Source organism: Austwickia chelonae, assembly GCF_003391095.1.
Taxonomy (GTDB): domain Bacteria; phylum Actinomycetota; class Actinomycetes; order Actinomycetales; family Dermatophilaceae; genus Austwickia; species Austwickia chelonae_A.
In genome coordinates this window covers 906,569-931,820 of record NZ_CP031447.1, presented here as the reverse complement: position 1 = coordinate 931,820, position 25,252 = coordinate 906,569, and the positions used below count along the sequence as shown (strand labels likewise).

Annotated in this window: 18 protein-coding genes; 3 read left to right on the top strand and 15 right to left on the bottom strand. The window is 64.9% G+C overall.

From position 1 onward, the window contains the following. Positions 1–53: 53 nt before the first annotated feature. From gatC to ligA, 4 genes are all read right to left on the bottom strand, one after another. Positions 54–350: an Asp-tRNA(Asn)/Glu-tRNA(Gln) amidotransferase subunit GatC gene (gene gatC, locus DX923_RS04115; RefSeq protein ID WP_116116144.1), complete on the bottom strand. Its 297-nt coding sequence runs from the start codon at positions 348–350 to the stop codon at positions 54–56. A gap of 32 nt (positions 351–382) precedes the next feature. Next, complete coding sequence (locus DX923_RS04110; protein WP_162872770.1) at positions 383–1,669, bottom strand: glycosyltransferase 87 family protein; 1,287 nt, start codon at positions 1,667–1,669, stop codon at positions 383–385. Between the two features lie 64 nt (positions 1,670–1,733). Continuing rightward, on the bottom strand, positions 1,734–2,975 hold the full coding sequence (locus tag DX923_RS04105; protein ID WP_116112894.1) for a glycosyltransferase 87 family protein: 1,242 nt from the start codon (positions 2,973–2,975) through the stop codon (positions 1,734–1,736). Continuing rightward, entirely contained in the window at positions 2,972–5,236 is a 2,265-nt protein-coding gene (ligA, locus tag DX923_RS04100; RefSeq protein ID WP_205413103.1) for an NAD-dependent DNA ligase LigA, read from the bottom strand. The genes DX923_RS04105 and ligA overlap by 4 nt, the downstream gene beginning before the upstream one ends. A gap of 174 nt (positions 5,237–5,410) precedes the next feature. Here ligA and asnB point away from each other — a divergent pair, with 174 nt between their 5' ends. Then, entirely contained in the window at positions 5,411–7,240 is a 1,830-nt protein-coding gene (asnB, locus tag DX923_RS04095; RefSeq protein ID WP_116112893.1) for an asparagine synthase (glutamine-hydrolyzing), read from the top strand. 72 nt (positions 7,241–7,312) lie between these two features. On the opposite strand, the gene DX923_RS04090 is transcribed toward asnB, so the two are convergent. Both DX923_RS04090 and DX923_RS04085 read right to left on the bottom strand, forming a co-directional pair. Next, complete coding sequence (locus DX923_RS04090) at positions 7,313–8,131, bottom strand: hypothetical protein (RefSeq protein WP_116112891.1); 819 nt, start codon at positions 8,129–8,131, stop codon at positions 7,313–7,315. A gap of 308 nt (positions 8,132–8,439) precedes the next feature. After that, positions 8,440–9,450 carry a methionine synthase gene (locus tag DX923_RS04085; RefSeq protein ID WP_240322732.1) on the bottom strand — a complete coding sequence of 337 codons (1,011 nt, stop codon included), beginning with the start codon at positions 9,448–9,450 and terminating at the stop codon, positions 8,440–8,442. A 244-nt stretch (positions 9,451–9,694) separates the two neighbouring features. On the opposite strand from DX923_RS04085, the gene DX923_RS04080 reads away from it, so the two are divergent. Then, entirely contained in the window at positions 9,695–10,120 is a 426-nt protein-coding gene (locus tag DX923_RS04080) for an amidohydrolase family protein (protein WP_116112888.1), read from the top strand. A 102-nt stretch (positions 10,121–10,222) separates the two neighbouring features. Here DX923_RS04080 and mnmA read toward each other — a convergent pair whose 3' ends face one another. The 7 genes from mnmA to DX923_RS04045 all read right to left on the bottom strand — a co-directional run bounded on the left by mnmA (position 10,223) and on the right by DX923_RS04045 (position 17,027). Continuing rightward, on the bottom strand, positions 10,223–11,320 hold the full coding sequence (gene mnmA / locus DX923_RS04075) for a tRNA 2-thiouridine(34) synthase MnmA (protein ID WP_116112887.1): 1,098 nt from the start codon (positions 11,318–11,320) through the stop codon (positions 10,223–10,225). After that, positions 11,320–12,549: a cysteine desulfurase family protein gene (locus DX923_RS04070; protein WP_116112885.1), complete on the bottom strand. Its 1,230-nt coding sequence runs from the start codon at positions 12,547–12,549 to the stop codon at positions 11,320–11,322. Before DX923_RS04070 ends, mnmA begins: the two co-directional genes overlap by 1 nt. Positions 12,550–12,895: 346 nt before the next feature. Then, complete coding sequence (locus tag DX923_RS04065) at positions 12,896–13,849, bottom strand: electron transfer flavoprotein subunit alpha/FixB family protein (protein ID WP_116112883.1); 954 nt, start codon at positions 13,847–13,849, stop codon at positions 12,896–12,898. A gap of 27 nt (positions 13,850–13,876) precedes the next feature. Beyond that, positions 13,877–14,656: an electron transfer flavoprotein subunit beta/FixA family protein gene (locus tag DX923_RS04060; protein ID WP_116112882.1), complete on the bottom strand. Its 780-nt coding sequence runs from the start codon at positions 14,654–14,656 to the stop codon at positions 13,877–13,879. A gap of 238 nt (positions 14,657–14,894) precedes the next feature. Then, positions 14,895–15,662 (bottom strand): acyltransferase, encoded by a 768-nt coding sequence (locus DX923_RS04055; protein ID WP_240322731.1) that lies wholly within the window; start codon positions 15,660–15,662, stop codon positions 14,895–14,897. A 125-nt stretch (positions 15,663–15,787) separates the two neighbouring features. Next, on the bottom strand, positions 15,788–16,567 hold the full coding sequence (locus DX923_RS04050) for an enoyl-CoA hydratase/isomerase family protein (protein WP_116112880.1): 780 nt from the start codon (positions 16,565–16,567) through the stop codon (positions 15,788–15,790). Between the two features lies 1 nt (position 16,568). Beyond that, positions 16,569–17,027 (bottom strand): hypothetical protein, encoded by a 459-nt coding sequence (locus DX923_RS04045; RefSeq protein WP_040321112.1) that lies wholly within the window; start codon positions 17,025–17,027, stop codon positions 16,569–16,571. A 165-nt stretch (positions 17,028–17,192) separates the two neighbouring features. On the opposite strand from DX923_RS04045, the gene glgX reads away from it, so the two are divergent. Further along, complete coding sequence (gene glgX, locus DX923_RS04040; RefSeq protein WP_116112879.1) at positions 17,193–19,313, top strand: glycogen debranching protein GlgX; 2,121 nt, start codon at positions 17,193–17,195, stop codon at positions 19,311–19,313. 122 nt (positions 19,314–19,435) lie between these two features. Here the strand turns inward: glgX and glgP are convergent, their stop codons facing one another. Then, entirely contained in the window at positions 19,436–22,012 is a 2,577-nt protein-coding gene (glgP, locus tag DX923_RS04035) for an alpha-glucan family phosphorylase (protein WP_116112877.1), read from the bottom strand. Positions 22,013–22,209: 197 nt separating this feature from the next. Next, on the bottom strand, positions 22,210–25,014 hold the full coding sequence (pulA, locus tag DX923_RS04030; RefSeq protein WP_116112875.1) for a pullulanase-type alpha-1,6-glucosidase: 2,805 nt from the start codon (positions 25,012–25,014) through the stop codon (positions 22,210–22,212). Positions 25,015–25,252 lie beyond the last annotated feature (238 nt).

Genomic DNA, 25,252 nt, shown 5'->3' with positions numbered 1-25,252 from the left:
GGGCAGGTCGTCCTCCCGGAGATGGGCCGGGCCCGACGACCATGATGGTCTGGTCAGTCCTCGCCGAGGATCCGTGGGACGACGAACCGGTCGTCCTCCGACTCGGGTGCACCGGACAGGGCCTCATCGGGGCTCAGGCCGGGTGCGACCTCGTCCTCCCGACAGACATTGGTCAATGGCAGAGGATGGGACATACCCGGCACATCGACATCGGCGAGTTCGCCGACCTTGGCAAAAGCGGCGAGGATCACGGCGAGTTCACCGGACATCTCGTCGAGTTCTCGCTCGGACAGGTCTATCCGAGCCAGTGTCGCCAGGTGTGCGACCTGCTCACGGGAGATCGTGGACATGGCCGCCATTCTAGGCTGCTCGGCCGAACAGATCACGAGGCGCTGGTCTCCGCACTCCGCTCCAGCACCGGGTCGACGTGAAAAGCGCACCAGGCGAGCGTCGCCGCTCCCAAGCCCGTGTACACCGAGGTGAACACCAGCTGCCAGATCGGCAGAGACGACCATGTACCCCTCGCGGGAAAGGCCCACCACAACAGGTGGCTGATGGTGACTATCGCCCAGGTGAAGGCAAGGGCACGAGCCACACGGTCGGAGGAGGACCGGTTGACTGCGGAACACATCCGTTTCACCAGGGAGATCGCCTCGCTGGCATGTTCGGTGAACGTACGGCTCTTCGACGTATCGCTGTGGAGATGTTCGCTCGGCCACGGCTGCACTTGTTCCACCGATGCGGCGGTCACCCGGGACAGCGCACCTGAACACCACAACAGCAGCATCGGCCAGACCCACACCCAGTGGTGGCTCCACGAGATCGGGGAGATCAACAGCGCGCAGAAAGCTGCGGCTAGCACGGCGTGCCGGTCTCTGTCGTCCTGGACAGCACGGCGCACGGCGATGGTGGCCATCGTGACCACGACGAAGCAGAGCAATGCCCATACCGGTCCAGTCCCGGTCTGTGTTCCGATCCCGGCACGGGCCATGGCCCCGGCCAGGGACTGGTTCGCGATGTAGTCTGGGCCACCGACCCGAGCCGAAGCTCCGAGAAGGCCGACCCAGTAAGTCGCGGAGGAGGCCGGAAGAAGCAGGAACCCGGCTGCGACTCCCGCACAGACGGTGAGGAAGGAACGAGCCAAGGCCGCCAGATCCCGCCGGACCAAAGGAAGCAGCAGGAAGGCGGCAGGGGTCAGTTTCACCAGGATCGCCAAGCCGAGCAGGATTCCCGCCCATCGTCGCCGCCGACCGTTGAGCAGGTCCTCGGCGATCAGCCAGGCCAGGAGAAGGTTGACCTGACCGAACGAAAAGGTCTGCCAGATGGGCTCGACCAGGCGGGCCAGCGGCAGCAGAAGCACCGCTACGGCGGGGCCCGTACCGAGGAAGATCCAGGTGATCCTCCAGAGGAAGAGCAGATTCAACAAGATGACCAGCACTGCGGCCATCGGGGCAGGCAGCAGTGTGACCGGGGCCAGAAGATAGGCCGCGATCGGCGGATAGGTGTAGGGCAGGACGTCAGAACCGGTGTCATAGAGCCGGTCCTGCCCGTTCAGCGCCAACGCGGAGGCCGAGCGGTAGACCCCGAGATCTTCCGGCTGTCCGAAGAGCCACAGCAGGAAGAAGGAAAGAACCAACGTCATTCCGCCGGTCGCCCAGACCGCGGCCAAGGGCACACGATGGGTGGGTCTCTTCCTCGGGCCGGCCCCGCTTCGTGTGTCGAGTCCTCTCACGTCACTCCGTCCCGACGACCTGGCCTGGGCCGATGGCCGTCCCCTGGGCCCGCAACCGGAAAGCCTCCACCGTGAGCATCACCAAGGTGAAGGCTCCCACGACCATATAGGTGTCGGAGATCACCAACTGCCACCAGGACACCTCATGCCACGGACCATGGTGAGGGATCGCCCACCAGAAAGGCCTCACGAGGACGGCGAAGGCCCAGGAGAACCCCAGGAACAGCAAACCCTTCCCCAGAGGAGGGCGATGATCGATCACAGCCCAGAGCATCAACGGCCACGTCCACACCCAGTGATGGCTCCAGGAAACCGGGGAGATCAGCAGCGCGCAGAAGGCCGTGACGAGTACCGCAGGCAGGTCTCGCCCAGATCGCAACAGCAGATGGGCTGCTAGACAGGTGGCGGCGAGGATCAGCAGGCAAGCCAGGATCCACGGCCAGGAAGCGGTGATTCCACTGCGAGCGAAAGCGCCTTTGGTGGACTGGTTGAGGAAGTAGGCGACGTCGCCGACCCGCTGGGCTGCCCCGGTCAGCCCGCTCCAGAAGATGCGTGACGAGGACGGCATCAGCAGGAAGCCCAACACCACTCCGGCGATGATGGTGCCGATACCACGCAAGAAGGAAGCGACATCCCGGCGCAGGACGATGATCAGGAAGAAAGCAGCCGGGGTCAATTTGATGAGGGTGGCCAGACCCACGAGGATCCCGCCGAACCTCCCACGGTGTCTCCCCAGCAGATCCTCGGTGACGAGCCACGCCAGAACCAGATTGATCTGGCCGTAGGAGAAAGTCTTGAAGATCGGTTCGGTCAGAACGGCCAAGGGCAGCAGCGCAGCCGCCGCCATCGCATGACCGTGTTCCTCCGGACGTAGGTAGTCCAGCACCAACCAGGTCATCCGCCAGACCGAGGCCAGGCCTGCGACGATGACGATCAGAGCTGCCAGCGGCTCGGCCACCAGAAGAGGCGTGAAGAAGAGCGCGGCCACCGGCGGATATGTGAAGGGCAGAGCTCCATCCGGCTGCTCGTACAGTCGATCTGTCCCGGAAAAGAGAACTTCAGCTCCGTAGCGGTAGACCAGGCTGTCGATCTGGAGACTGGTCACCGGCTGGGTCCACAAGATCCACAGGAAAGCGACCAGCACTGCTACCGACGACCAGGCGGGGGGTATCCGCAATACCCACGAGGTCACCTTGGTCCTGACCGTTGTCGTCCCTGGCGCGCCGTCGGGCGAAGCGCTCATCCCTGTCCTTCTGTCATCCCGGTGACTCCACCAGGCCCCTCCTGGAGCAATCTGATGAACTGCTCCTCGTTCAGCATAGGCACACCTAGCTGTTCAGCTTTGTCCGCCTTCGAGCCGGCATTCTCCCCCACGACGACGTAGTCGGTCTTCCGGCTCACCGAGCCAGCAGCCTTCCCTCCGCGAGAGACGATCGCTTCCTTGCTCTCGTCCCTGGAGAAACCCTCCAGGGAACCGGTGACGACGACGGTCAGACCGGCCAACGTCGGTGACACCGTGTCCTCGATCTCGTCGGCCATCCGTACCCCGGACTCGGCCCAGAAGTCCACGACCTGGACGTGCCAGGGCACGGTGAACCATTCCTGCACCGACTCGGCGATCACCTGGCCGATGCCTTCGACCGCGGCCAGTTCCTCCCGGGAGGCCGCACGGAGGGCCTCCATCGAGGTGAAGTGAGTGGCCAATGCTCGAGCCGCTGTCGGGCCCACGTGCCGGATCGACAGCGCGACGAGCACCCGCCAGAGCGGCTGCGACTTCGCCTTCTCCAATTCTTCGAACAGCCGGAAGGTGTTCTCCCGTGGCTTGCTCGGAGACTTCGCAGTCGGCTTCGTGAAGAAATAGGGCACGAGTTCGGGGCGCAGTGGTCCGAGGCGTTTACGGGTCAACGGCACCTCTCGCCATACCCGCACCTCGGCCAGGTCGTCCAGATCGAGGTCGAACAGTCCGGATTCGCTGTCGAGCACAGGTCTCCGTCGAGGGACCCCCCAGCTGTCCGCTTCCTGCGGACGTCCGTGCTCGGGGTCGGCCAAGGCGACGGCGGCCTCCCAGCCCAGCGCTTCGATGTCGAAGGCTCCCCGAGAGCCCAGCCCGAAAACCCGTTCGCGGAGCTGACTCGGACAGGATCGGGCATTGGGGCACCGGATGTCCTTATCGCCTTCTTTCTCGAAGGCCAGCTCGGTACCGCAGGCCGGGCAGTGCGTCGGCATGACGAACTCGGTCTCGTGACCATCCCGTAGCTCGACGACCGGCCCGACGATCTCGGGGATCACATCGCCCGCTTTACGGAGCACGATCGTGTCACCGATCAGCACACCCTTGCGTTTGACGTCGAACCCGTTGTGCAGCGTCGCCATGGACACGGTCGATCCGGCGACCTTCACCGGCTCCATCACTCCGTACGGGGTGACCCGTCCCGTGCGCCCGACGTTGACCTCGATCGCCAACAGCTTGGTCGTGACCTCTTCGGGGGGGTACTTGTAGGCGATGGCCCAGCGAGGTGCCCGTGAGGTGGCGCCGAGAGCTCGTTGTACGGCGATCTCGTCGATCTTGATCACGACACCGTCGAGCTCGTGTTCCACCGAGTGTCGGTGCTCACCGAAGTACTCGATCCGTTTCCGGACCGCTTGCGGGTCGTCGAGCACGACCACATGCGGACTGGTGGGAAGCCCCCATTCGGCCAGCGCAGCATAGGCCTGCGACTGTCGACGAACATCGAAGCCGACCCGGGCCCCGATACCGTGCACGAGCATCCGCAGCGGACGAGAGGCAGTCACCCGAGGGTCCTTCTGCCGCAAGGAACCTGCCGCAGCATTCCGCGGATTGGCGAAGGGCGCCTTGCCAGCGGCGACGAGGCCGGCATTGAGCGTGGTGAAAGCCTCCACCGGGAAGAAGACCTCGCCACGGATCTCGACCAGTTCCGGAACCGGATACTCCTCGCTTCCGGTCAACCGGTCCGGGATCCCCTCGATGGTGCGGACGTTCATGGTCACGTCCTCCCCGGTACGCCCATCCCCGCGGGTCAGTGCCCGGACCAACCGGCCGTTCTCATAGAGCAGGTTGACGGCCAGTCCGTCGATCTTCAGCTCGGTCAACCAATGGACCGAGGCGCCGGCCGAGCGCAGAACTCGCTCGAACCAGTCATCGAGCTCAACCGTATCGAAGACGTTGTCGAGGCTCAACATGCGTTCCCGGTGGTCCACCGGGGTGAACTCGGTGGAGAAGGTTCCGCCGACCTGTCGGGTAGGGCTGTCCGGGGTGCGCAGCTCGGGGTAATGCTCCTCAAGTTGTGTCAACCGACCTAGCAGACGGTCGAATTCACCGTCGGAGACGGTTGGCATGTCCTTGACGTAGTAGGCGAACTGGTGACGCCTGATCTCATCAGCGAGATCGGCCCACTCGTGACGGGCCTGCGCATCGACCGTAGGCACCTCGGTGGAGGGGAAGGACGGCAGGGCAGGCGATGTCTCAGGAGAGAAGCGAGTCACATTTCCTATCGTGCCGCACGGCGGCAGGGCTCCGGCTCCGCCAGGCAGTGCTCGGAGCGGCGCCCTCACGGACGGGAAAGCTGGAAAAGCAGCCGAACGCGATAAGGTGGCTCGGTCCGGCCGCCGGTCCGAGCCGACGGCTATGAGCGATCATCAGCGGGGTAGGCCTGAGAAATGTGCGGTATTTGCGGTTTTATCGACCCAACAACGACATATGACCGAGAGCAGGTCATCCGCGCCTCTGCCGGGCAGATCTCGCACCGCGGCCCTGACGACGACGGCTTCCACATCGACGGTGACGCCCACTTGGGGTTCCGTCGCCTCTCGATCATCGACCTCGAGGACGGCCACCAACCTCTGTTCAACGAGGACGGTACGAAGGTCATCACCTTCAACGGTGAGATCTACAACTACCGGAGCCTGCGTGACCAGCTCATCACGCGCGGACACAACTTCCGCACCAGGTCGGACACCGAAGTTCTCCTGCACGCCTACGACGAGTACGGCGACAAGATGTTCGACCACATCCGCGGAATGTTCGGTTTCGCGGTCTGGGACACCCGGGAACGTGAGCTCTTCCTTGCTCGCGACTTCTTCGGCATCAAGCCGCTCTACTACGCCCCGTTGCGCGATGGCATCGTCTGGGCGAGCGAGATCAAGTGCATCCTGGAGAACCCCCAGGTCAAGCGAGAGCTGAACCTCCAGGGGCTGGCGAGCTACCTGAGTTTCCAGTACAACCCGCTCGACGAAACGATGTTCGAGGGCATCCACAAGCTGCCCCCGGCACACTTCCTGCGCTGGAAGGACGGCAAGTTCCAGATCAAGCGGTACTGGTCTGCGGACTTCCAGCCGGAGACCGGCCGCCCCTTCGAGGACCATGTCGAGGAGCTCTCCGCGGTCCTGGAGGACTCGGTCAAGGCCCACATGATCGCCGATGTCGAAGTGGGCTCCTTCCTGTCCTCCGGTGTGGACTCCAGCTTCGTGGCGGCCAGCTTCGGTGGACAGCGCACCTTCACCGTCGGTTTCGCCAACGCCGGGTACAGCGAGATCGATGCGGCTCTGGCGCTGGCCAAGGACATCGGTGTCGAGTCCCACTCCAAGGTGATCACGCCGACCGAGTACTGGGACGCATTGTCCGACATCCAGTGGCACATGGACGAGCCTTTGGCCGACCCGGCCTGTGTGCCTCTCTACTTCGTGGCCAACCTGGCCCAGGAGCACGTCAAGGTCGTCCTCTCCGGTGAAGGCGCCGACGAACTCTTCGGGGGCTACCAGATCTACAACGAGCCCTACGGGCTGCGGCATCTGACCGGCGCTCCGACCCCGGTGCGTCGCGGTCTGGGCATGTTGGGCGACAAGATGCCCCGTCTACACGGGCACAACTACCTGCGTCGTGGGTCGCTCGACCTTCAGGACCGCTTCATCGGGAACGCCTATCATTTCCGGGCCCCGGAAGTCGCGGCCCTGATGAACGACGAGCTGCGCAACCCCTTGCTCCCCCAGGACATCACCGGTCCTCGGTACGCCTTGACCGTGGGCCAGGACGAGGTCACCCGGATGCAACATCTGGACATCAACCTGTGGATGGTCGGGGACATCCTGCTGAAGGCCGACAAGATGTCGATGGCCAACTCCCTCGAAGTCCGGGTGCCTTTCCTGGACAAGGAGGTCATGAAGGTTGCCGCGAAGATCCCGGCGGAGTACCGGGTCGACGGGCACCAGACGAAGATGGCCTTCCGGGCGGCGGCGAAGAACAAGCTGCCCAAGGAGTACTACGAGCGTCCGAAGCTCGGCTTCCCGGTGCCCATTCGGGTCTGGCTCAAGCAGCAGCCGTGGAACGGCCGGGTGCGCGATGCCTTCACCTCGCCGACGGCCCGCCATTTCTTCAACACGAAGATGCTCCGGCAGCTGCTCGACGACCACAGCGCAGGAAAGGTCGACAACAGCCGACTCATCTGGACGGTGTACATCTTCCTCGTGTGGCACGAGCGTTACTTCGGCTGATCGCCCTGATGAACAGCCCGGTGGCCGGGGACCTCGCACGAGGTCCCCGGCCACCGTCGTACCCAACTCGGATCAGCCAACGAGTTGACGCATCGCGTCTTTCTGACCCTCGTCGTCATACCCGGGGTTCATGATGGTCACCGGGTCGGCGATGAGGTTGAGCGGGTTACTTCCTTCATAGACCTTGATGGTGGCGGTCCGCCATCCGCTCTGCCAGCCGGAGAGGAAGAGCCCGGCTTCAAGATCGATCTGTCGCCTCTCGCCGCTGCCCATGGTCCATTCGATGAGCATCCGGTCTCCGCTGAGCGCATTCCTGGCCAGGAAGGCGAAGCTGTAACACAGGGCCACCTCGGACACTTTCACGGAGTAGGGGTTCTTCAGCTTGAGGGTGGCAACGACCTTTCCATCACGTTTGACCTCGACGTCAGCCGACGTCCATCCAGGCTGACGGCCGCTGTACCACCAGCCCTTTCCTGCCGCCGGATCCGTTCCTCGATACACATTGGTGCTGATGACATCGCGGGTGTGGACCACGGTGCGCCAACGGACAGTGACCTCGTCCTGAGGTTTGAGGCCGGCGAAGTCGAAGCCGAAGGCCCGCTTTTCACGCTGGACATAAGAGGCGATACTCGCGTGCTTTCCAACAGAGCGTTCCCGCGCTATCGCCCCGTTCTTCCAGGGTGCTTCACCTGGGGTGAGTTGCTGTGTAGGTAGTGCTTCACCGGTCGGTGCTTCTGCTACCGGGGCAGGAATACCAGGGTTGGGTGCCGCGGGCGCGGGGATGCCCGGTGCTGGCCGGTGCTCAAGAGAGGAGGCTTGTGCCGGCCCAGTGGTGAGAGCGAGCCCGAGGAGTGCTGCAGTACCGACGGTGATCAGGCGTTTCTTCGCCATGACTTACCCCTTTCCGACGCTTCTGCGCGCCGGTCGTGTGCCAGTGTCGGGCTCGTCGAGGCTGTCCGACCGACCGTGGTGACGTCCGGGCCGGTCTTTTCGCAGAAATCGTCGATCCGTCTCTCCGAGCAGGAGCGTAGGTGGATACACCCTGTTCAGGGCACAGATCGACCATTGAAGGACAGCTCAGGAAGGAACCCGAATGCGCTTGGGAGGGCGCAGGACCCAGGCTACGTGAAGGTAGGCGGTATTAGAAGAAAAAGAATTTTGTTCCTTTTTGAGTTATTTTGCCTACCCTCAAGCGCCCTTTAACGTTCAGCCTCCTCGACGAGCTCAGCCGCAGCTTCGACCAGCCTTCGATGGACGAGGGTCGCCTCAGCGGGGCTGTGTCCGGCCAGCCCGCAGGACGGGGTGAGCACCACGTGATCGAGTAGCCACCGTTCCAGCCCGAGCTCATGCCAGGCAGTACGAACCGGCGCAGCCAAGGCATGAGCGGTGGGTATCGCACCTGATGGCACGGGCACTCCAGCCCACAGACCGATCCCACTCTCCACTGCCACAGCCACCGATTCCCATCCACGGACATCGAGCTTGGAGATGTCCACCGCCAGGGCGTCGGCACCGGTCTGCCGCAGGAGTGACACCGGAACCCGGTCTGCACAACAGTGGATCAGCACGCCCTCGCCAGCCGCACTCATCGGGCTGCGATCCGCTGAGTCCGCAGATTCTCCACCGGACAAAGACTGACGAACGGTCTCGACAACCTCGGAGAGCCGCCGACGAATCTCCTCAGGGTCGACGGCACGCAACCGTCCGAACCCGCTGCTCGTCGGAAGGCTCCCGGCCAGAACCGCAGGCAGGAGCGGCTCGTCCAGTTGGACGACGAGTTTCGCCTCGGGAAGAAGGCGACGCACGTCGGCCAGATGTTCCTTGACCCCCTCGGCCAAGGAGGCCGAGACATCCCTACAAGCCCCTAGGTCGACCAGGCTCCGTTCACCTCGATGTACCCGTAGCTCGGCAGCCATGGTCCAGGGCCCGGCCACCTGGAGCTTGAGGATGCCTCGATACCCTTCGAATGCTTCCGCGAGTTCATCCAGGTCGTTGCGCAGATAGCCTTGCGCCCTAGCCTGATCCCGACCGGGCCGGTCGACGATCCGCCATCCAGAGGGCTGCAGGTCAACCGGCATGTCGACGAGCATCCCTGCGGTCCGTCCGATCATGTCGGCACCGGGGCCTCTTCCCGGGGTCTCCGGCACATAGGGAATACCGGAGCGACCGGTACGAGTCTCGTCGGTCAGGAGATCTCGTATGACACGCATGGATTCCCGCACCATGCTGTCGTCGTGGCCGGGCCATGATCCAAGGGCGCTGCTTCTGCTCACCGAGTCAGCCTAGGCGGCACTGACAGCCAGCATCCGCAGCACTTCCACAGGACACGCACCCTCATCTATGTAAAGAGTCGCAACAAGTTTTTCCTCAGAAAACAAAACTTTGTCTGATCTTTTTCATACTCCGAGGAGTCGTGATCCGTGTGCTCCTCAGCACCCCCGAAACGAGTGTGTGATGTCCGAGCTTGCTCTGCGAGGCCCCTTCGCCGAGGCCTCGTCCCGCGCTGTTCACGACGAATCAGACGGCCTGAGCGTCCTCTCGACCGGGAAAATCATCAGCTGCGGACCTGCTGATCGGCTCCTGCCGACCCTCTCCCAGGAAACCGCCGTCCATCACTACCCCGACCACTTGATCCTGCCCGGATTCGTCGACACCCACGTCCATTTCCCCCAGAGCCGCATGATCGCCCCCTACGGAGCCCAACTCGTCGACTGGCTGAACACCTGCACCTTCCCCACCTCCTACAGCACCGTTTTCCCGGCTTCGGTCGACGTTCTCTTCGCTGCTGCCGAATCCCGCGGCGGCATGTGCGTCCGCACCGGAAAGGTCTGTATGGACCGGCACAGGCCGATCAGCTCGCGGATCTCCTCTTCGCGATGATCGTTCTCGGCGACGATCGCACCGTACACGCCACCTATGTCTCCGGTCAGCGGTGGCACGACCGGGAACAACCAAGAGCCCCAACCCGGTCGAGAAGAAAGGTCAGCGGCGAGATGTCCCGCAGATGGTCGCCGATCCGATGACCCGAGTGCCCTCGTAGAGCACCGCGGCCTGCCCCGCAGCCACTCCCCGGGTACGCCGGGACAAACGGATCACGACCTCGCCCTCTCCCTCGACGACGGCGACCGCTGGGATCTCCTCGCCATGGGCCCTCAGCTGCACTCCGCAGCTGAGCTCCCTGGAAGGCGGTTCACCGCACCATCGGGCCTGCATGCCGACGATGACGTCGATACCCAACATCTCCTCGGGGCCGATCACCACCCGGTTCGCCGGTACGTCGACCTCGGTGACATAGCGAGGCCGTCCGTCCGGTGCCGGCCTGCGCAGGGCCAGACCCCGACGCTGCCCCACCGTATAGGCGTAGGCACCAACATGTTCACCGACCACCGAGCCCGACTCATCGACGATCTCCCCCGGTTTCTCACCCAATCTCGCAGAGAGATATCCCCGGGTGTTCCCGTCCGCGATGAAGCAGATGTCGTGACTGTCGGGTTTGGCAGCCACCGCGAAGCCTCGGGCAGCGGCTTCGACACGGATCCGGTCCTTGGTCGAGTCACCCAGCGGGAAGAAGGAACGCGCCAGTTGGTCGGCGTCAAGCACCCCCAGCACGTAGGACTGGTCCTTCGCCGGATCGACTGCACGGTGCAGCTCTCTTCGACCGGTGGTGTTCATGCCGTCCCCCGGCATACTCACCTGTGCGTAATGGCCGGTGGCCACCCCGTCGAAGCCCAAGGCCAAAGCTTTGTCCAACAGCGCTGCGAACTTGATCCGCTCGTTGCAACGCAGGCACGGGTTGGGGGTACGCCCGGCGGCGTACTCGGTGAGGAAATCCTCGACGACGTCGCGGTGGAACTCCTCCGCCATATCCCAGACGTAGAACGGGATGCCGACCTTGTCGGCCACTCGTCTGGCATCCCCGGAGTCTTCGGCGGTGCAGCACCCGCGAGCTGAGGTGCGCAAGGTCGCCGCGCTACGGGAGAGCGCGAGATGCACCCCGACGACATCGTGTCCGGCCTCGACCATCCGTGAAGCGGCGACAGCCGAGTCGACCCCGCCACTCATCGCAGCCACGATCCTCATCAACGGCTCCCTTCCCGCGCCGCGGCCCGGGCCACGGTGGCCGCATGGGCCCGTTGCGCCCGTTCCACAGCCTCAGGCAACGCACTCAAAAACATGTCGACATCGCCCTGGGTGCTCGACCACCCGAGCGTGAGGCGTAAGGCGCCACGGGCTTCGTCCTCCGGGTAGCCCATCGCCAACAGGACATGGCTGGGTTGCGGAACCCCGGCGTGGCAGGCCGAACCGGTGGAACAGGCCACCCCTGCGGCATCCAGCAAGAAGAGCAGGGAATCACCCTCGCATCCAGGAATGAGGACATGCGCATGCGTGGGCACCCGCTGGACCACGTCACCTGGCTCCCACACACCGGTGACCCTCGAACCCTGAACCGTGTCGAGGACCCCTCTGACCAACCGGTCACGCAGCTCGGCCAAGCGCCCTGCTTCCTCAGCACTGCGATCCACCGCGAGGCGTACCGCGCGTGCCAGACCGACGATCAAAGGCATCGCCAAGGTGCCGCTGCGCAGGCGACGTTCCTGTCCCCCACCGTGGCTGATCGCCCGCATCGGCGCATCCCGTGTGGCCAACAGTATCCCGGTGCCTACCGGGCCACCGATCTTATGCCCGGTGGCGGCGAGGAGAGTCGCACCGCTCCCTGCGAAATCCACGGGGACCTTGCCGACGGCTTGGACGGCATCGGTGAATACGGGCAGGCCGTACTCGCCGGCGACCGTGCTGATCCCACCGATGGGCTGGACCACCCCGGTCTCGTTGTTGGCCCACATCCCGAGGACGCCAACGACATTGTCCGGTCCACCGAGTTCGTCGTCCTCGATCGCAGCACGGAAGGAATCTGCGCCGACGACCCCGTTCCGATCTGGATCGACCCAGGTGACTTCGGCACCTTCATGGGTGACGAGGTCCTCGACGCTGTCCAGCACCGCAGAGTGTTCAGCAGAGGAGACCACGAGTCGACAGCGGCGAGGGTCCGCTGCTCGGCGATGCCGGTACAGACCCTTGACCGCGAGATTGTCCGACTCGGTACCGCCGGAGGTGAAGAGAACTTCCGAGGGGCGTGCTCCCAGAGCATCGGCCAGATCCTCGCGTGCTTCCTCCACTCGCCGACGGGTGGCGCGGCCGCCGCTGTGCAGTGAGCTGGGGTTGCCCAGTTCGAGCATGGCCTCATGCACCACCTGCGCCACCTCCGGACGGATCGGCGAAGTGGCGGCATGGTCGAGGTAGACACTCACGTGGATCAATCTTAGGTGCCCCTGTACCCCCTCGGCGTCCTTTCTTCGACCAGGACGATCGTCCAACCAGCTCTCTTGGGCTCCACTCTTTCTGCCCGTTTTGCGCAACTGTCGGTGGATTCTGTCGCAAAACAAGGACCTTCGTTACCGGCTCGTCACCTTCCCGTCCAGTAACCTCGTGCTGTCGGCAATATCCGGAAACCTTCGGCTATTGCCCCTCGATCACCCGAGCCCCGACGCTGCCCCCCGAAGCCGTCGGGGCTCGGCGTTGTCCAGGCAGGCCCTCCACGCACGCCGAGCGCCGGCCCACCAGCGCAGACCGGCACTCGGCCACGACTCGACGCCCTCAGTCGCGAGCGGCTTTCACCTGCGCATCCGCCTGCGGAAGAATCTCGAAGAGATCCCCGACCACGCCGAAGTCGACCAGCTCGAAGATCGGAGCTTCTTCGTCCTTGTTGATCGCGATGATCGTCTTGGAGGTCTGCATGCCGGCCCGATGCTGGATCGCCCCGGAGATCCCACAAGCCACATACAACTGAGGGCTGACCTGCTTGCCCGTCTGACCGATCTGCGAGGTGTGGGGATACCAGCCCGCGTCGACCGCCGCCCGCGAAGCCCCCACTGCGGCACCCAGGGTGTCGGCGAAAGCCTCCACCGGGGAGAAGTCGCCGCCGGTTCCCCGCCCACCGGAGACCACGATGGCCGCCTCCGTCAACTCCGGACGACCAGTTTTCTGCTTCTCCTTACGCTCGGTGATCCGAGCCGCCTTGGCCGACTCCGACAAGGCCACATCCACCTGCTCGACCGCTGCCTCGACAGAGGCTTCTTGCGGCGCACACGAATTAGGTTTCACCGTGATGATCGGCGTCCCCTGGGTCACCGTCGCCTGCACGGTATAGGAGCCGGCGAAGACCGACTGAGTCGTCTCCACGCCCTCGCCACCGGCCCGTACATCCACTGCATCGGTGATCAAACCGGACGAGGTCTTGATCGACAGCCGGGCGGCGATCTCTTTGCCATGCGCACTACTCGACATGAGCACCGCCGCCGGCGACGTCTTCCCCACCAACTGCGCCAGGATCTCCGCCACCGGCGCCACCAGGTAGCCATCGGCCTCGCTGCCGACCGCATAGATCTTCGCTGCGCCGTACTTCCCCAGTGACTCGGCCGCAGCCTCGGCGCCATCGCCGACGAACACTGCAGAAGGCTCACCCAAGCGGGCCGCCAAGGTCAGCATCTCCGCCGTCGTCCTTCGCACGGACCCGTCGACGTGGTCGACCAGAACGAGAACCTCGGTCATCGTCTTCCTCTCCTCTCCGTAACCGGCTCAGACGAACTTCTGGATGGACAGGAACTGGGCCAGCACCGCGCCGCCCTGACCGTCATCAGTGACGATCAAACCCTGCTCACGCGGAGGACGCTTCGTCGTCGACAACACCTTGGTCCACGCGGCATCGAGCCCGACCTGCCCGGCATCGACGCCCAGATCGCCCAGCGACCAGGTCTCCACCGGCTTCTTCTTAGCGGCCATGATCCCCTTGAACGAGGGATACCGAGGCTCATTGATCTGGTCGGTCACGGACACCATCGCAGGCAACTCGGCCTCGACCACCTCTGTGGCGATGTCACCGTCACGACGGATCCGCACCCGTCCGCCGTCAACGCTCAGCTCCGAAGCGAAAGTCACCTGAGGCAGGCCCAACCGCTCAGCCAACATCGCAGGCACGACCGACATCGTGCCGTCGGTGGACGCCATACCGGTCAACACGAGATCCGGAGCACCGATCTTCTTGATCGCCTCGGCCAAGACCAATGAGGTCGCCGGCGCATCGGATCCGGCAATGGCCTCATCGCAGACGTGAACCGCTTTGTCCGCCCCCATCTGCAAGGCTTTCTTCACTGCGTCGACGGCTTTCTCCGGGCCGACGGTCACCACGGTGACCTCGCCCTCGCCAGCTTCCTTGATCTTGAGAGCTTCCTCGATGGCGTATTCGTCCAGCTCGGACAACAGGCCATCGGCGGACGCCCGATCCGTGGTCCCGTCCTCATCGAAGGAGCGATCGCTCTGGGCGTCCGGCACATATTTGACACAGACGACGATGTTCATGTCTCGCCCTCTTCTCCCTAGCCCGGCTGCAAGGACATCTCATCGCCAGTCCTGCAGCCGACGACGGACAGCGCGGCCGATGAGCAGCAACGCCAACCAGGAACGCCGCCTCCACAGGGAGATCACCCTCGCTGCAGCCAATCCCGTCCCGGTCGACAGCTGCCACCGACACTACGCAAAGTAGATACTCCCCTCGTGCTGAGCAGAAGTGATGCGGCACACACCCACCGCACGTAGCTCAGCGAGCCCGGCCCTCCCCCGGGAAGCGGAACGAGAATCCCCGACGGTCCGAGATCGCAAAATCCGAGAACGACGAGAAAGAAGGAACGAAACCGTTGACCCCGGGAAGTTCCACCGCCACCGGGAGTACCTCCGCAGAAGCCAGGCCGGCCGTCGCCGCCATCCGCATCTCCTCCTGCACCTGATCGCGATAACGCACCAGACGCGCCGGCGCCCCCACCACCACGGAGAAGGGCGAGAAATCCCCCCGCACCACTGACGACGCGCCCACCACGCAGCCATGTCCCAGCCGGGCGCCCCGCGTCACCACCGTCTTCGTTCCCAGCCAGACGTCGTCTCCCACCCTGACCGGAGACTTCACGATCCCCTGATCCTTGATGGGCACCTGCGTGCTCGTGGTGATGTGGTCGAAATCGCACAAGTAGACGTCGTCACCGAACAGGCACGCATCCCCGATCTCCACGTCCAACCACGTGTTCACCGTGCACCGCGCACCGAAAACCGTTTTGGCCCCCACACGGAGAGTCCCCTCATGACAGCGCAGTCGGGACCCCGGCCCAATGTGCGTCCACGGCCCGATAACGACCCGCCCGTACCCTCGCCGGGCCTCGATCACGACATCCTCGTAGATGAAACAGGGCCCCAAAAAGGTCACATCCGGACATCTCGCCGAGATCGCCGCCATGCGCGCGTAAGAGGCCAGGTCACGAGGGCGCACCGCCCCCCGCGTCACCGCCCATCGCGCGTGCGCCAGCAACTTCCTCATCGATCTCCCCCGGGCGTATTCCGAACTGGCCCGCGTGCCCCCTGGCACGCAGGGGCAAGGCACCCCGAGCGCGGGTGAGCCATGCCGTACAACCTATCGACACGAGCACAACCGACCTGCGCCGGTTACCGCCCTTCGAAAGCGGCTTTCCCCGGCCCCTTCTCGATGAAGGAGGTCATCCCTGCGCGCGCATCCTCCGTCGCGAAGATCCCGGCGAAAAGCATTGCCTCGATCGCGGTGCCTGTCTCGAGGTCGGTCTCCAGGCCTCGGTCGATGGCTTCCTTGGCGTGACGGATCGCCATCGCAGGACCGTCGGCGAAGCGGCGCATCCGTTCCTGGGCTGCCGTCCAGGCCTGTCCGGGAGCGCAGACCGCGTCGACCAGGCCCATCTCCAAGGCCTCCAACGCGCCGACCTGGCGACCGGTGAAGATCATGTCCTTGGCCTTCGCCGAACCGATCAGCCGTGGCAGTCGCTGTGAGCCGCCGGCACCGGGCATCAAGCCCAGCAGAACCTCGGGCTGGCCCAGTAACGCGTTCTCGGCAGCGATCCGAAAATCACAGGCCAGGGCCAGTTCACATCCGGCGCCTAAGGCATACCCCTCGATCGCGGCGACGGTGGGTTTCCCGATCCGGGCCACGGCAGTGGCGAAGCCGCCAACGTGCTTGGCCCGGGAAACCATGTCCGTGTAGGACATCCGAGACATTTCCTTGACATCGGCTCCAGCGGCGAAGACCTGCTCGCCGCCATACACGATGACCGCTCGGATGTCATCGCGAGCGTCCGCCTCGACGGCGTGAGCCGCTATCGCGTCCTGGACCGACGCATCCAGAGGGTTCATCCTCGGTCTGTCGATACGGATGGTGCCGACCCCGTCGGCGACCTCGAGGCGGACGTACTCGCTCATGTCAGGCCTGTTCTTGGCTGAACGGGTCTCGTCCCATCATCATCTCGTGCCACACGTGCACAGCCTGCAACACCAGCTGCGTCAGCAGGGAGGAAACCAGTTTGACGTCAGTGGCGGGCAGGCAGATCTGCTCACCGGCAACCAGCAGAGTGCCATTGACCAGGCCGGCCTTGACCAGGTTGAAACGCAAGGACAGTTCGTTGCAGTTGCGCAGCTGGACCGTCTCGTCACCCGGCAGGGTCTCGTCGATCTGCCACTGACCGAAAATACGCATCAGCGGCACCTCGCCTTCGAAGCAGTGCACGAAGAGCTGCTGGCCGTTCACCTTGAAGGCGATATCGCCGTCGGCGTCGATATCGGGGCGGAAACCCTCATCCTGCAACGCGTCGAGGACACGGCCACGCAGGGGCTGCTCGTCGGCTGGCGGCGGGAAGTTGGGCAGACTAGTGGGATCGCTCATGCCCCCAACGTAGTCGGGCGACATGCGATGACACCAGTAGAGGTCCCCCGCACCGTCGCAGAAAGCCCCCCGATCCGCTCTCGGCAGAGTTCTCCGCCCCGTCCCGAACAGCTTGGACAGGCCTCTGCACAGTCACCGCGCGCACGGGCCGGATATGGTGTCAGGGTGCGCCACAGCCCGGATCTGCCGCCCCTCCTCGGGGCTCGACCCACGCAGCAGGGCACGGACTTCGCGGTCTTCACCTCGACCGCCGAGGCCGTCGAGCTGTGTCTCTTCGACCCCGGAGACCGATCCGGCCACTCCGAACGACGCGTCGAGCTGACCGACCGTGTCCACGGCATCTGGTTCGGACATGTGCCCGACGTCGGACCGGGACAGCACTACGGATACCGCATCCACGGCGATTGGCGTCCCGAGCACGGGCGACGGCACAACCCTGCCAAACTGCTCCTCGACCCCTATACGAGAGCGATCAGCGGCGAGGTCGTGCTGTCCCCGGAGATCTTCGGCCACATGGTCGACGGCCAGTTGCAGGGTGCTGGCGATCTGATCGACGACCGGGACAGCGCCGCTTTCGTGCCCCGAGGAGTCGTCGTGGACGACCACTTCGACTGGGGTGACGAGTCGTCCCTCCGCCGGATCCCCTGGAGCGACTCGGTCGTCTACGAGGCCCATGTCCGCGGAGCCACCCAGACACACCCGGGGATCCCCGACGAACTCCGAGGCACTTACGCAGGGCTCGCCCACCCGACCTTCCTCGACCATCTGCACCGGATCGGGGTCACCACCGTCGAGCTGCTGCCGATCCATGCGTCCATGTCCGAACCCCGGCTCTCCCGGCTGGGGCTGACCAATTACTGGGGATACAACACTCTGGGCTTCTTCGCCCCGCACGGCGCCTATGCCGCAGCACCGGGCCCCCAAGGTTCCCTCGACGAATTCAAGTCGATGGTGCGCGCTCTGCACGCCCACGGCTTCGAGGTCCTGCTCGACGTGGTCTACAACCACACCTGCGAACAAGGCCGAAGCGGTCCCATGCTGAGCTGGCGCGGGTTCGACAACGAGAGCTACTACCGGATCGATGAACGCGGCCAGGACATCGATGTCACCGGATGCGGCAACACCGTGGACATGCGACACCCGATGGTGACCGGGATGGTACTCGACTCCCTGCGGTACTGGGTGACCGAATGCCATGTCGACGGATTCCGCTTCGATCTGGGAGTCGCGCTCGCCCGCGGCCGGAACCACGACTACGACCCGAACAACCCGTTCTTCGTGGCGATGCGCACCGACCCGGTCCTGTCCCGGGTGAAACTGGTCGCCGAGCCCTGGGACTGCGGGGTCCACGGCTGGCGTACCGGGCAGTTCCCGCCGCCCTTCGCCGAGTGGAACGACCGCTTCCGCGACACCGCTCGCACCTTCTGGCTGGTCGACATGGCAGCCACCGCCTATCGAGGCCACGGCGTCCGGGAACTGGCCACCCGGATGGCAGGCAGCCAGGACCTCTTCGACCACAGCGATCGTGGGCCTCTGGCGAGCGTCAACTACGTCGCCGCACACGACGGTTTCACCACCGCAGATGTCACCACCTACGCCGACAAGCACAACGAGGCCAACGGCGAACACAATCGGGACGGGCACGGGGACAACCGCTCCTACAACCACGGCATCGAAGGTGTCAGCACCGACCCGCAGATCCAGGCACTCCGACGACGCAGCATCCGCAACCTGCTGGCCACCACACTGCTGGCCACCGGAGTTCCCATGCTCTGCGCCGGCGACGAGATCGGACGCACCCAACAGGGCAATAACAACGCCTACTGCCAGGACAACGAGATCAGTTGGATCGATTGGCAGTTGGAGCAGTGGCAGGAGGACCTGGCCGACACGGTCGGCTTCCTGACCCGACTCCGTAAGGAGAACCAGGTCTTCCGCCAAGCCAGTTTCTTCAGCCGACACCCCCGCCCGGGCGACAGCCGGGTCGACGTGCTCTGGTTCGGCCGCTACGGCGAACCCATGACCAGTCAGTCCTGGGAGGACCCCCGCTGTCGGGTGCTGCAGATGCTCCTCCTCGGCGACGGGATCACCTGTGCTTCTTTCCTCCTGGTCTTCCAGGGGAAACATGCCGCCGAGGAGGTCACCATGCCCCCCTTGTCCGGCGGGCGCAGCTACCGGTTGATCTGGGATTCCGGGTGGGAGCGCCCGGGCGACGGCGGACGGATCGACCCCGGCCATGTGACCGAGGTCGGGGCTGCCACTTTGCAGGTGTACCAACTGATCTGATGTTGCTTCCCGGTCGTGTTCGGTTCCGGGAGCTCTCGATCGGGTCAGGTGGCCGAGGCTGGACGCGAAGGAGGCCGACCCCCCGTGGGGGTGGTCGGCCTCCTTCGCGCGTCCGGGACCGGTCAGGCGTTGACCGCCAGCCCGAATTCCGCCGGTGAGCTGAGATATCGATGGGTGGGGACGATCCGGACCGTGTAACCGAAGGCTCCGGTCTCGGTGACGCGGAGGTCTCCTTCGAATCGGTGCCTTCCACCTTCGTAGGACTCGGCCAGGGTCAGTTCCTGGGTAGAGGTCCCCGACAGCTGGTCATTGGCGTCGACATGGCCGTAGACGACCTGGACGGAGACGTCCTCGGGGCGCAGCGCGGCCAAGGAGACGAAAGCGCTGATCCGGAAGGTGTCACCCACCTGGGGTGCGTCCGGGACTCCCGCTGATTCGACGTGGTCGACGTGCAGGTGGGACCACTGGTCGGTGACCTTCTGCCGGTAGGTGGCCAGGTCCTTGGCGGCTTCGAAGCCACGGTCGGCCATCGTCCGGTTCGCCTGGGCGGCGGGGAGGTAGAGGTCCCGGGTGTAGTCCTGCACCTGGCGGGTCGCCAAGACCTTCGGGCCCAGGGTCGCCAGGGTGTGCCGCATCATGGCCACCCAGCGGCGCGGGACACCCTTCTCGTCGACATCGTAGAAGCGCGGAGCGACCCGGTTCTCGATCAGGTCGTACAGGGCTGCGGCTTCGATGTCGTCCCGGCGGTCGGGATCGGTGATGCCGTCGGCGGTCGGGATGTCCCATCCGTTCTCGCCGTCGAACCATTCGTCCCACCACCCGTCGAGGATCGACAGGTTCAGGCCGCCGTTCAGTGCGGCTTTCATCCCGGAGGTGCCGCAGGCTTCCAGCGGACGCAGGGGGTTGTTCAGCCAGACGTCGCAGCCCGGGTAGAGATGGCGGGCCATGCCGATGTCGTAGTTCGGCAGGAAGACGATCCGGTGACGGACCTGCGGGTCGTCGGCGAACTGCACCATCATCTGGATGAGTCGTTTGCCGTTGTCATCTGCGGGGTGACTCTTCCCGGCGATGACCAGCTGCACCGGACGTTCGGGGTCGAGCAGGATCCGCTTGAGTCGCTCGGGGTCACGCAGCATCAGGGTGAGCCGCTTGTACGTGGGGACTCGCCGGGCGAAGCCGATGGTGAGCACGTCCGGGTCGAGGATCGACTGGGTCCAGCCCAGCTCGGGCAGCGCTGCCCCGCGGTGGATCCAGCTGTCCTTCATCCGGGTACGCGCCATGTCGACCAGCGTCTGGCGCAGTTCACGTTTGACCGACCAGATCTGTTCGTCGGTGGCTCGCTCGGCGAACTGTGCGATCTTCGCGCTGGAGGACTCCAACGGACCGTAGGTGTCGGCCAGGTCGAAGATCCGTTGATCGACCCAGGTGGGGGCGTGCACACCGTTGGTGATCGAGGTGATCGGCACCTCGGAGTCGTCGAATCCGGGCCACAGGCCGTGGAACATGTCGCGGCTGACCAGGCCGTGCAGTTTCGACACACCGTTGGAGTGTTTGGCCATGCGCAGCCCCATCACGGCCATGTTGAATACGCCGCTCTCCCCGCCGGGGTAGGTTTCGGCGCCCAGGGCGAGCAGGCGGTCCGTCGGCACACCGTCGAGGGTGTTGTCCCCGCCGAAGTAGTGACGGATCTGGTCGGTGCCGAAGCGGTCGATACCTGCGGGCACCGGGGTGTGTGTCGTGAAGACGGTCGCGGCGCGGGTGGCTTCGACCGCTTCGTCGAAGGAAAGCCCCTTCTGGGTGACCAGTTCGTGAACGCGTTCGATGCCCAGGAAGCCGGCGTGGCCCTCGTTGCAGTGGTAGACGTCCGGCTCCGGGTCGCCGCTGAGTGCGCTCCACGCGCGCAGTGCCCGTACTCCACCCATGCCGAGCAGCATCTCCTGCAGCAGGCGCTGTTCGCCGCCGCCGCCGTAGAGCCGGTTGGTGACCGTACGCAGATCGGGGTCGTTCTCGTGGACGTCGGAGTCGAGCAGGAGCAGGGGGATGCGGCCGACCTGTGCCTTCCAGACGAAGGCGTGCAGGGTGCGACGGCCGGGCATCTGCAAGGTGATCAGGACCGGCTTGTCGTCCTGGTCACGCAGCAGGGAGAGGGGCAGACCGTCGGGGTCGAGCACCGGGTAGGTCTCCTGCTGCCAACCGTCCCGGTTCAGCGACTGCGCGAAGTACCCCGTCTGGTAGAACAGGCCGACGCCGACCAGCGGGATGCCCAGGTCGGAGGCCGATTTGAGGTGGTCTCCGGCGAGGATTCCGAGCCCGCCGGAGTATTGGGGCAGGACTTCGGTGATGCCGAACTCGGCGGAGAAGTAGGCGATCGACTGCGGCACCTGGCCCGGTGCTTCCTTCGCCCACCGCTGGTACCAGCGGTCCCCGGCGATATAGGCCGTCAGGTCGGCGTGAGCGGCCTTCACCCTGGCCACGTAGGCGGGGTCGGCGGCCAGACGGCCCAGTTCGTCCGCCGACAGATTCGACAACAGCGCGACTGGATCGTGTCCCACCTTCTCCCACAGTGCAGGAGCCGTCTCCGCGAAGAGGCTGCGACTTGCTGTGTGCCAGGACCAACGCAGGTTGGCGGCCAAGTCTCCCAACTCACTGATCGACTCGGGCAGGACAGAACGGACGTTGAAGCGACGAATAGCCTTCACACAGATCGATGTTACGGGACACGAGCACAGAAACCGAGCCCAGGATCTTCCATAAAAGTGCTGGTCAGTCCGGGTCGGACGACCAGATGACATGGCTGATCACCCGTCCTGCCAGAAGCTGGACGGGTGCGGCAGGCGGGTGCTGGGGCAAGCTCCTCACTGCCCTGATGGTCGGGATCGGCCGGTGCGTATCCGCCTCAGCGCGGCTGCACGAAGACCGCCACCGTACGGGCTGGGACATGGGCGGTTCCGGTGCGGGTGTCCCAGGTGGCCGTCCGGACGACCGGATCGGCTCCCTGTGCCTGCACCGGACTGAGGGTGGCTATTTGCCCGGCCATGCCGGGAATGGTCTGGCGGATCGGAGCGGGGGTGGCGTTGAAGACGACCACGAGTCCGCGCAGCCGAGGGTCGGTTGGCGTGCCCCGGGTGTCGTCCACGCGCATGGCGATCACACCGGGCAGAGCCGCGGAGGTACCGGAGGCGGGGAAGGTCAGTTTGTGGTTGATCGCTTGTGCATCGCCGAGACGGAACAGCGGGGTGGACTGTCGCAGTCGGAGGAGATCTTGAGCAGCGGCAGCGGCGGTACGGATGTCCTGCGGTGCGGGTTTGAGACGGCGGTCTGCAAGCAGCGGTTTCTGATAGGGCCATTTGGCCTTGTTGTCCTCGGCCGGCGGTAGGCCTCGTCCGAAACCGTTGTCCTGCATGGAGAAGTCGAGGAGGTTGAACCAGTCACCGCTGTTGTAGCTGTTGCGGTCCAGGCTCTTGCTACGCAGGAGGTCGGCTCCGGCATGCCAGAAGGGGATGCCTTGGGAGAGCACCGTCGTGGAGAGGGCGAGGGTGTTCATCCGGATCCGGTCGGACATGGTCGTGGCCGGTGGCAGCTTGAGGGTGAGCGTGTCGAAGAGCGTCTCGTTGTCGTGGGCGTCGACATAGGTCACGGTCTCGCCGGGCCGATCGGCATAGCCGGCGGGTTTTCCGTTGTAGTCGATCTTCGCCCCGGTGACGGGCCGTCCGCTGGCTTGGCTACGGAAGGTGTAATGGCGGAGATTTCCCGCTAGTCCGAGCTGGATCAGGTCGGTTTCGTGGCGGAGACGGGCACCTTGGGCTGCCGGGTCGCCGTTGGCGGGAGAGCCGTTGGGCGCACCGGCCAGTCCGGTGGCGAATCCTTGTCTGCGTGGGTCGGCGTCGAAGGGTCCGCCGCCGCGCACCGCGTCCCGGAGGCGGTCGTTGAAGGTGCCGATGTCGGTGCCGCCCAGCTGTCCTTGGGAGGCTTGGACGAAGCGGGCATTGTCGGCGACTTCGCCGAAGTTCCAGCCTTCGCCGTAGAGGGTGACGGCACGCCCGTCGACGCCGTCGGCGGCGGGGGTGAGACGGTTCAGTGCTGCGCGTACCGACTTCATCGTCTTCAGGGAGTGGTGGCCCATCAGGTCGAAGCGGAATCCGTCGACTTTGTAGTGCTTGGCCCAGCTCACGGTGGCGTCGACCATGAGTTTGTTCATCATGGCGTGTTCGGTGGCGGTGTTGGAGCAGCAGGTCGACGTGGTCACTTTTCCGGTGGCGTCGAGCCGGTGGTAGTAGCCGGGCACGATCCGGTCGAGGACGGAGTGAGTGTTCTGGCCGTGGGCGGCGGTGTGGTTGTACACCTGGTCGAGGACGACGCGCAGACCGGAGGCATGCAGCCCGCCGACCATGGTGCGGAATTCGTGGATGCGTCGGGCTCCGTCGGCATTCTTCGTCGATGAGGTGTAGGAGCCTTCGGGAGCGAAGAAGTGGTAAGGGTCGTATCCCCAGTTGAATCCGTCCTTCGCGGCGGTTTTTTGAATACAGCGTTGTTGTTCTTCGCTGTCGGCCGGGTAGCTGCTCAGGTCGCAGGGCGGGCGTTGTTGGTCGGCTTTGTTCTCCGGGACGGATGTCATGTCGAAGGAGGGCAGCAGGTGCACGGTGTTGAGCCCGGCGGCGGCGAGCCTGCGAAGGTGTCGTGTGCCGTGGCCTTGGTCGGCGAAAGCGAGATAGCTGCCGCGGTGTGCCGCAGGCACTGTGGCATCACTGATCGAGAAGTCCCGGATGTGTAGTTCGTAGATCGTCTGGTCGACGCTGCGGGTGAGTTTCGGGGGGCGGGCCTGTCGCCACTGCGGGGGTGCCAATGCGGAGTCGGTCAGGTCGACGACGACCGAGCGGGTCGAGTCGGGGGTGAGCGCGGCCGAGTAGGGGTCGGTGACCTGGTTGGTGCGGATCTTCCCGACGGCCGGGTCGAGGACGTCGATCTCGTAGAGATAGCGGGCATTCTTCCAGTTCGCGGGGCCACGGACCGCCCAGGATCCGTCGCTCTCCGGAGTCATGGGCGTACGTATTGCGGTGGCGACAGGCGCATCGGCCGCGCTGCCGGCCGGCCAGGTCAGCAGGGTGACCTTGTGGGCGGTGGGCGCCCATAGCCTCAGCTGCAATTGGCTCCCGGACCAGTTCACCCCGTAGGTGTTCCGGACCGCTTGTCTGGCGTAGAGGGTGTCGAGGACGGGAGCTGTCTGGGCTCCGGTTGCCGCGTGCAGCTGGGATCGGTTGTCGTGAAGGCTGAGGGCGACCTGTCCTTTGAGGATGTTCCCGGCCTGCGCGGCCAATGCGGCCGGGGCCCGCAACGCCAGGTACCCCTTTAAATGAGGGTGGTCGGCGAGTACTGATGCGGGGAGCCCCGTCTTCTGCCAGGTCAGTTCATAGCTGGTGTGCGCTCTCAGCGTGTTCCCGTCGCGGGTGATCCCGCCGTGCGGTGAGCTGTGCAGCCGCCAGGTGAGTGTGCCAGGAGCACTTCCGGCGGGGAGCGTCTTCGACGGCCAGGCGAGAAGGCCGGGCGCCACCCAGACAGCCTTGGCTGTGCCCAGGTCGATGTCACCGGCCGCGGTCGGTGCATCTGAGGCCACGACCGGCATGGGCCCGGCGGCAGCTGAAGGTGCCCCCGTGAGGACCAATGAAAAGGCAGCGAGGACGGCGATAGGTGCAGGACTCTTCATGGCGACTCCTGGGGCGGGTGTCGAGAAGGCTTCGGCTGACCAGCTGGCACAGGTCGAGAGCACCACGTGAGCAGGCCTCTCCCGGAAGACTATCCGGAGAGAACGGCGGTCGCCTCTCTTTTTGCAAGAAATTTCAGAATTTTATTGCAATGCCCGGAGTGGCGTTCACCGACCTGCCCACCAGGTGCATCTCGTCACAGCCTCACCCATCAGCGTCGGCCCGATCATGGCCGTCAAT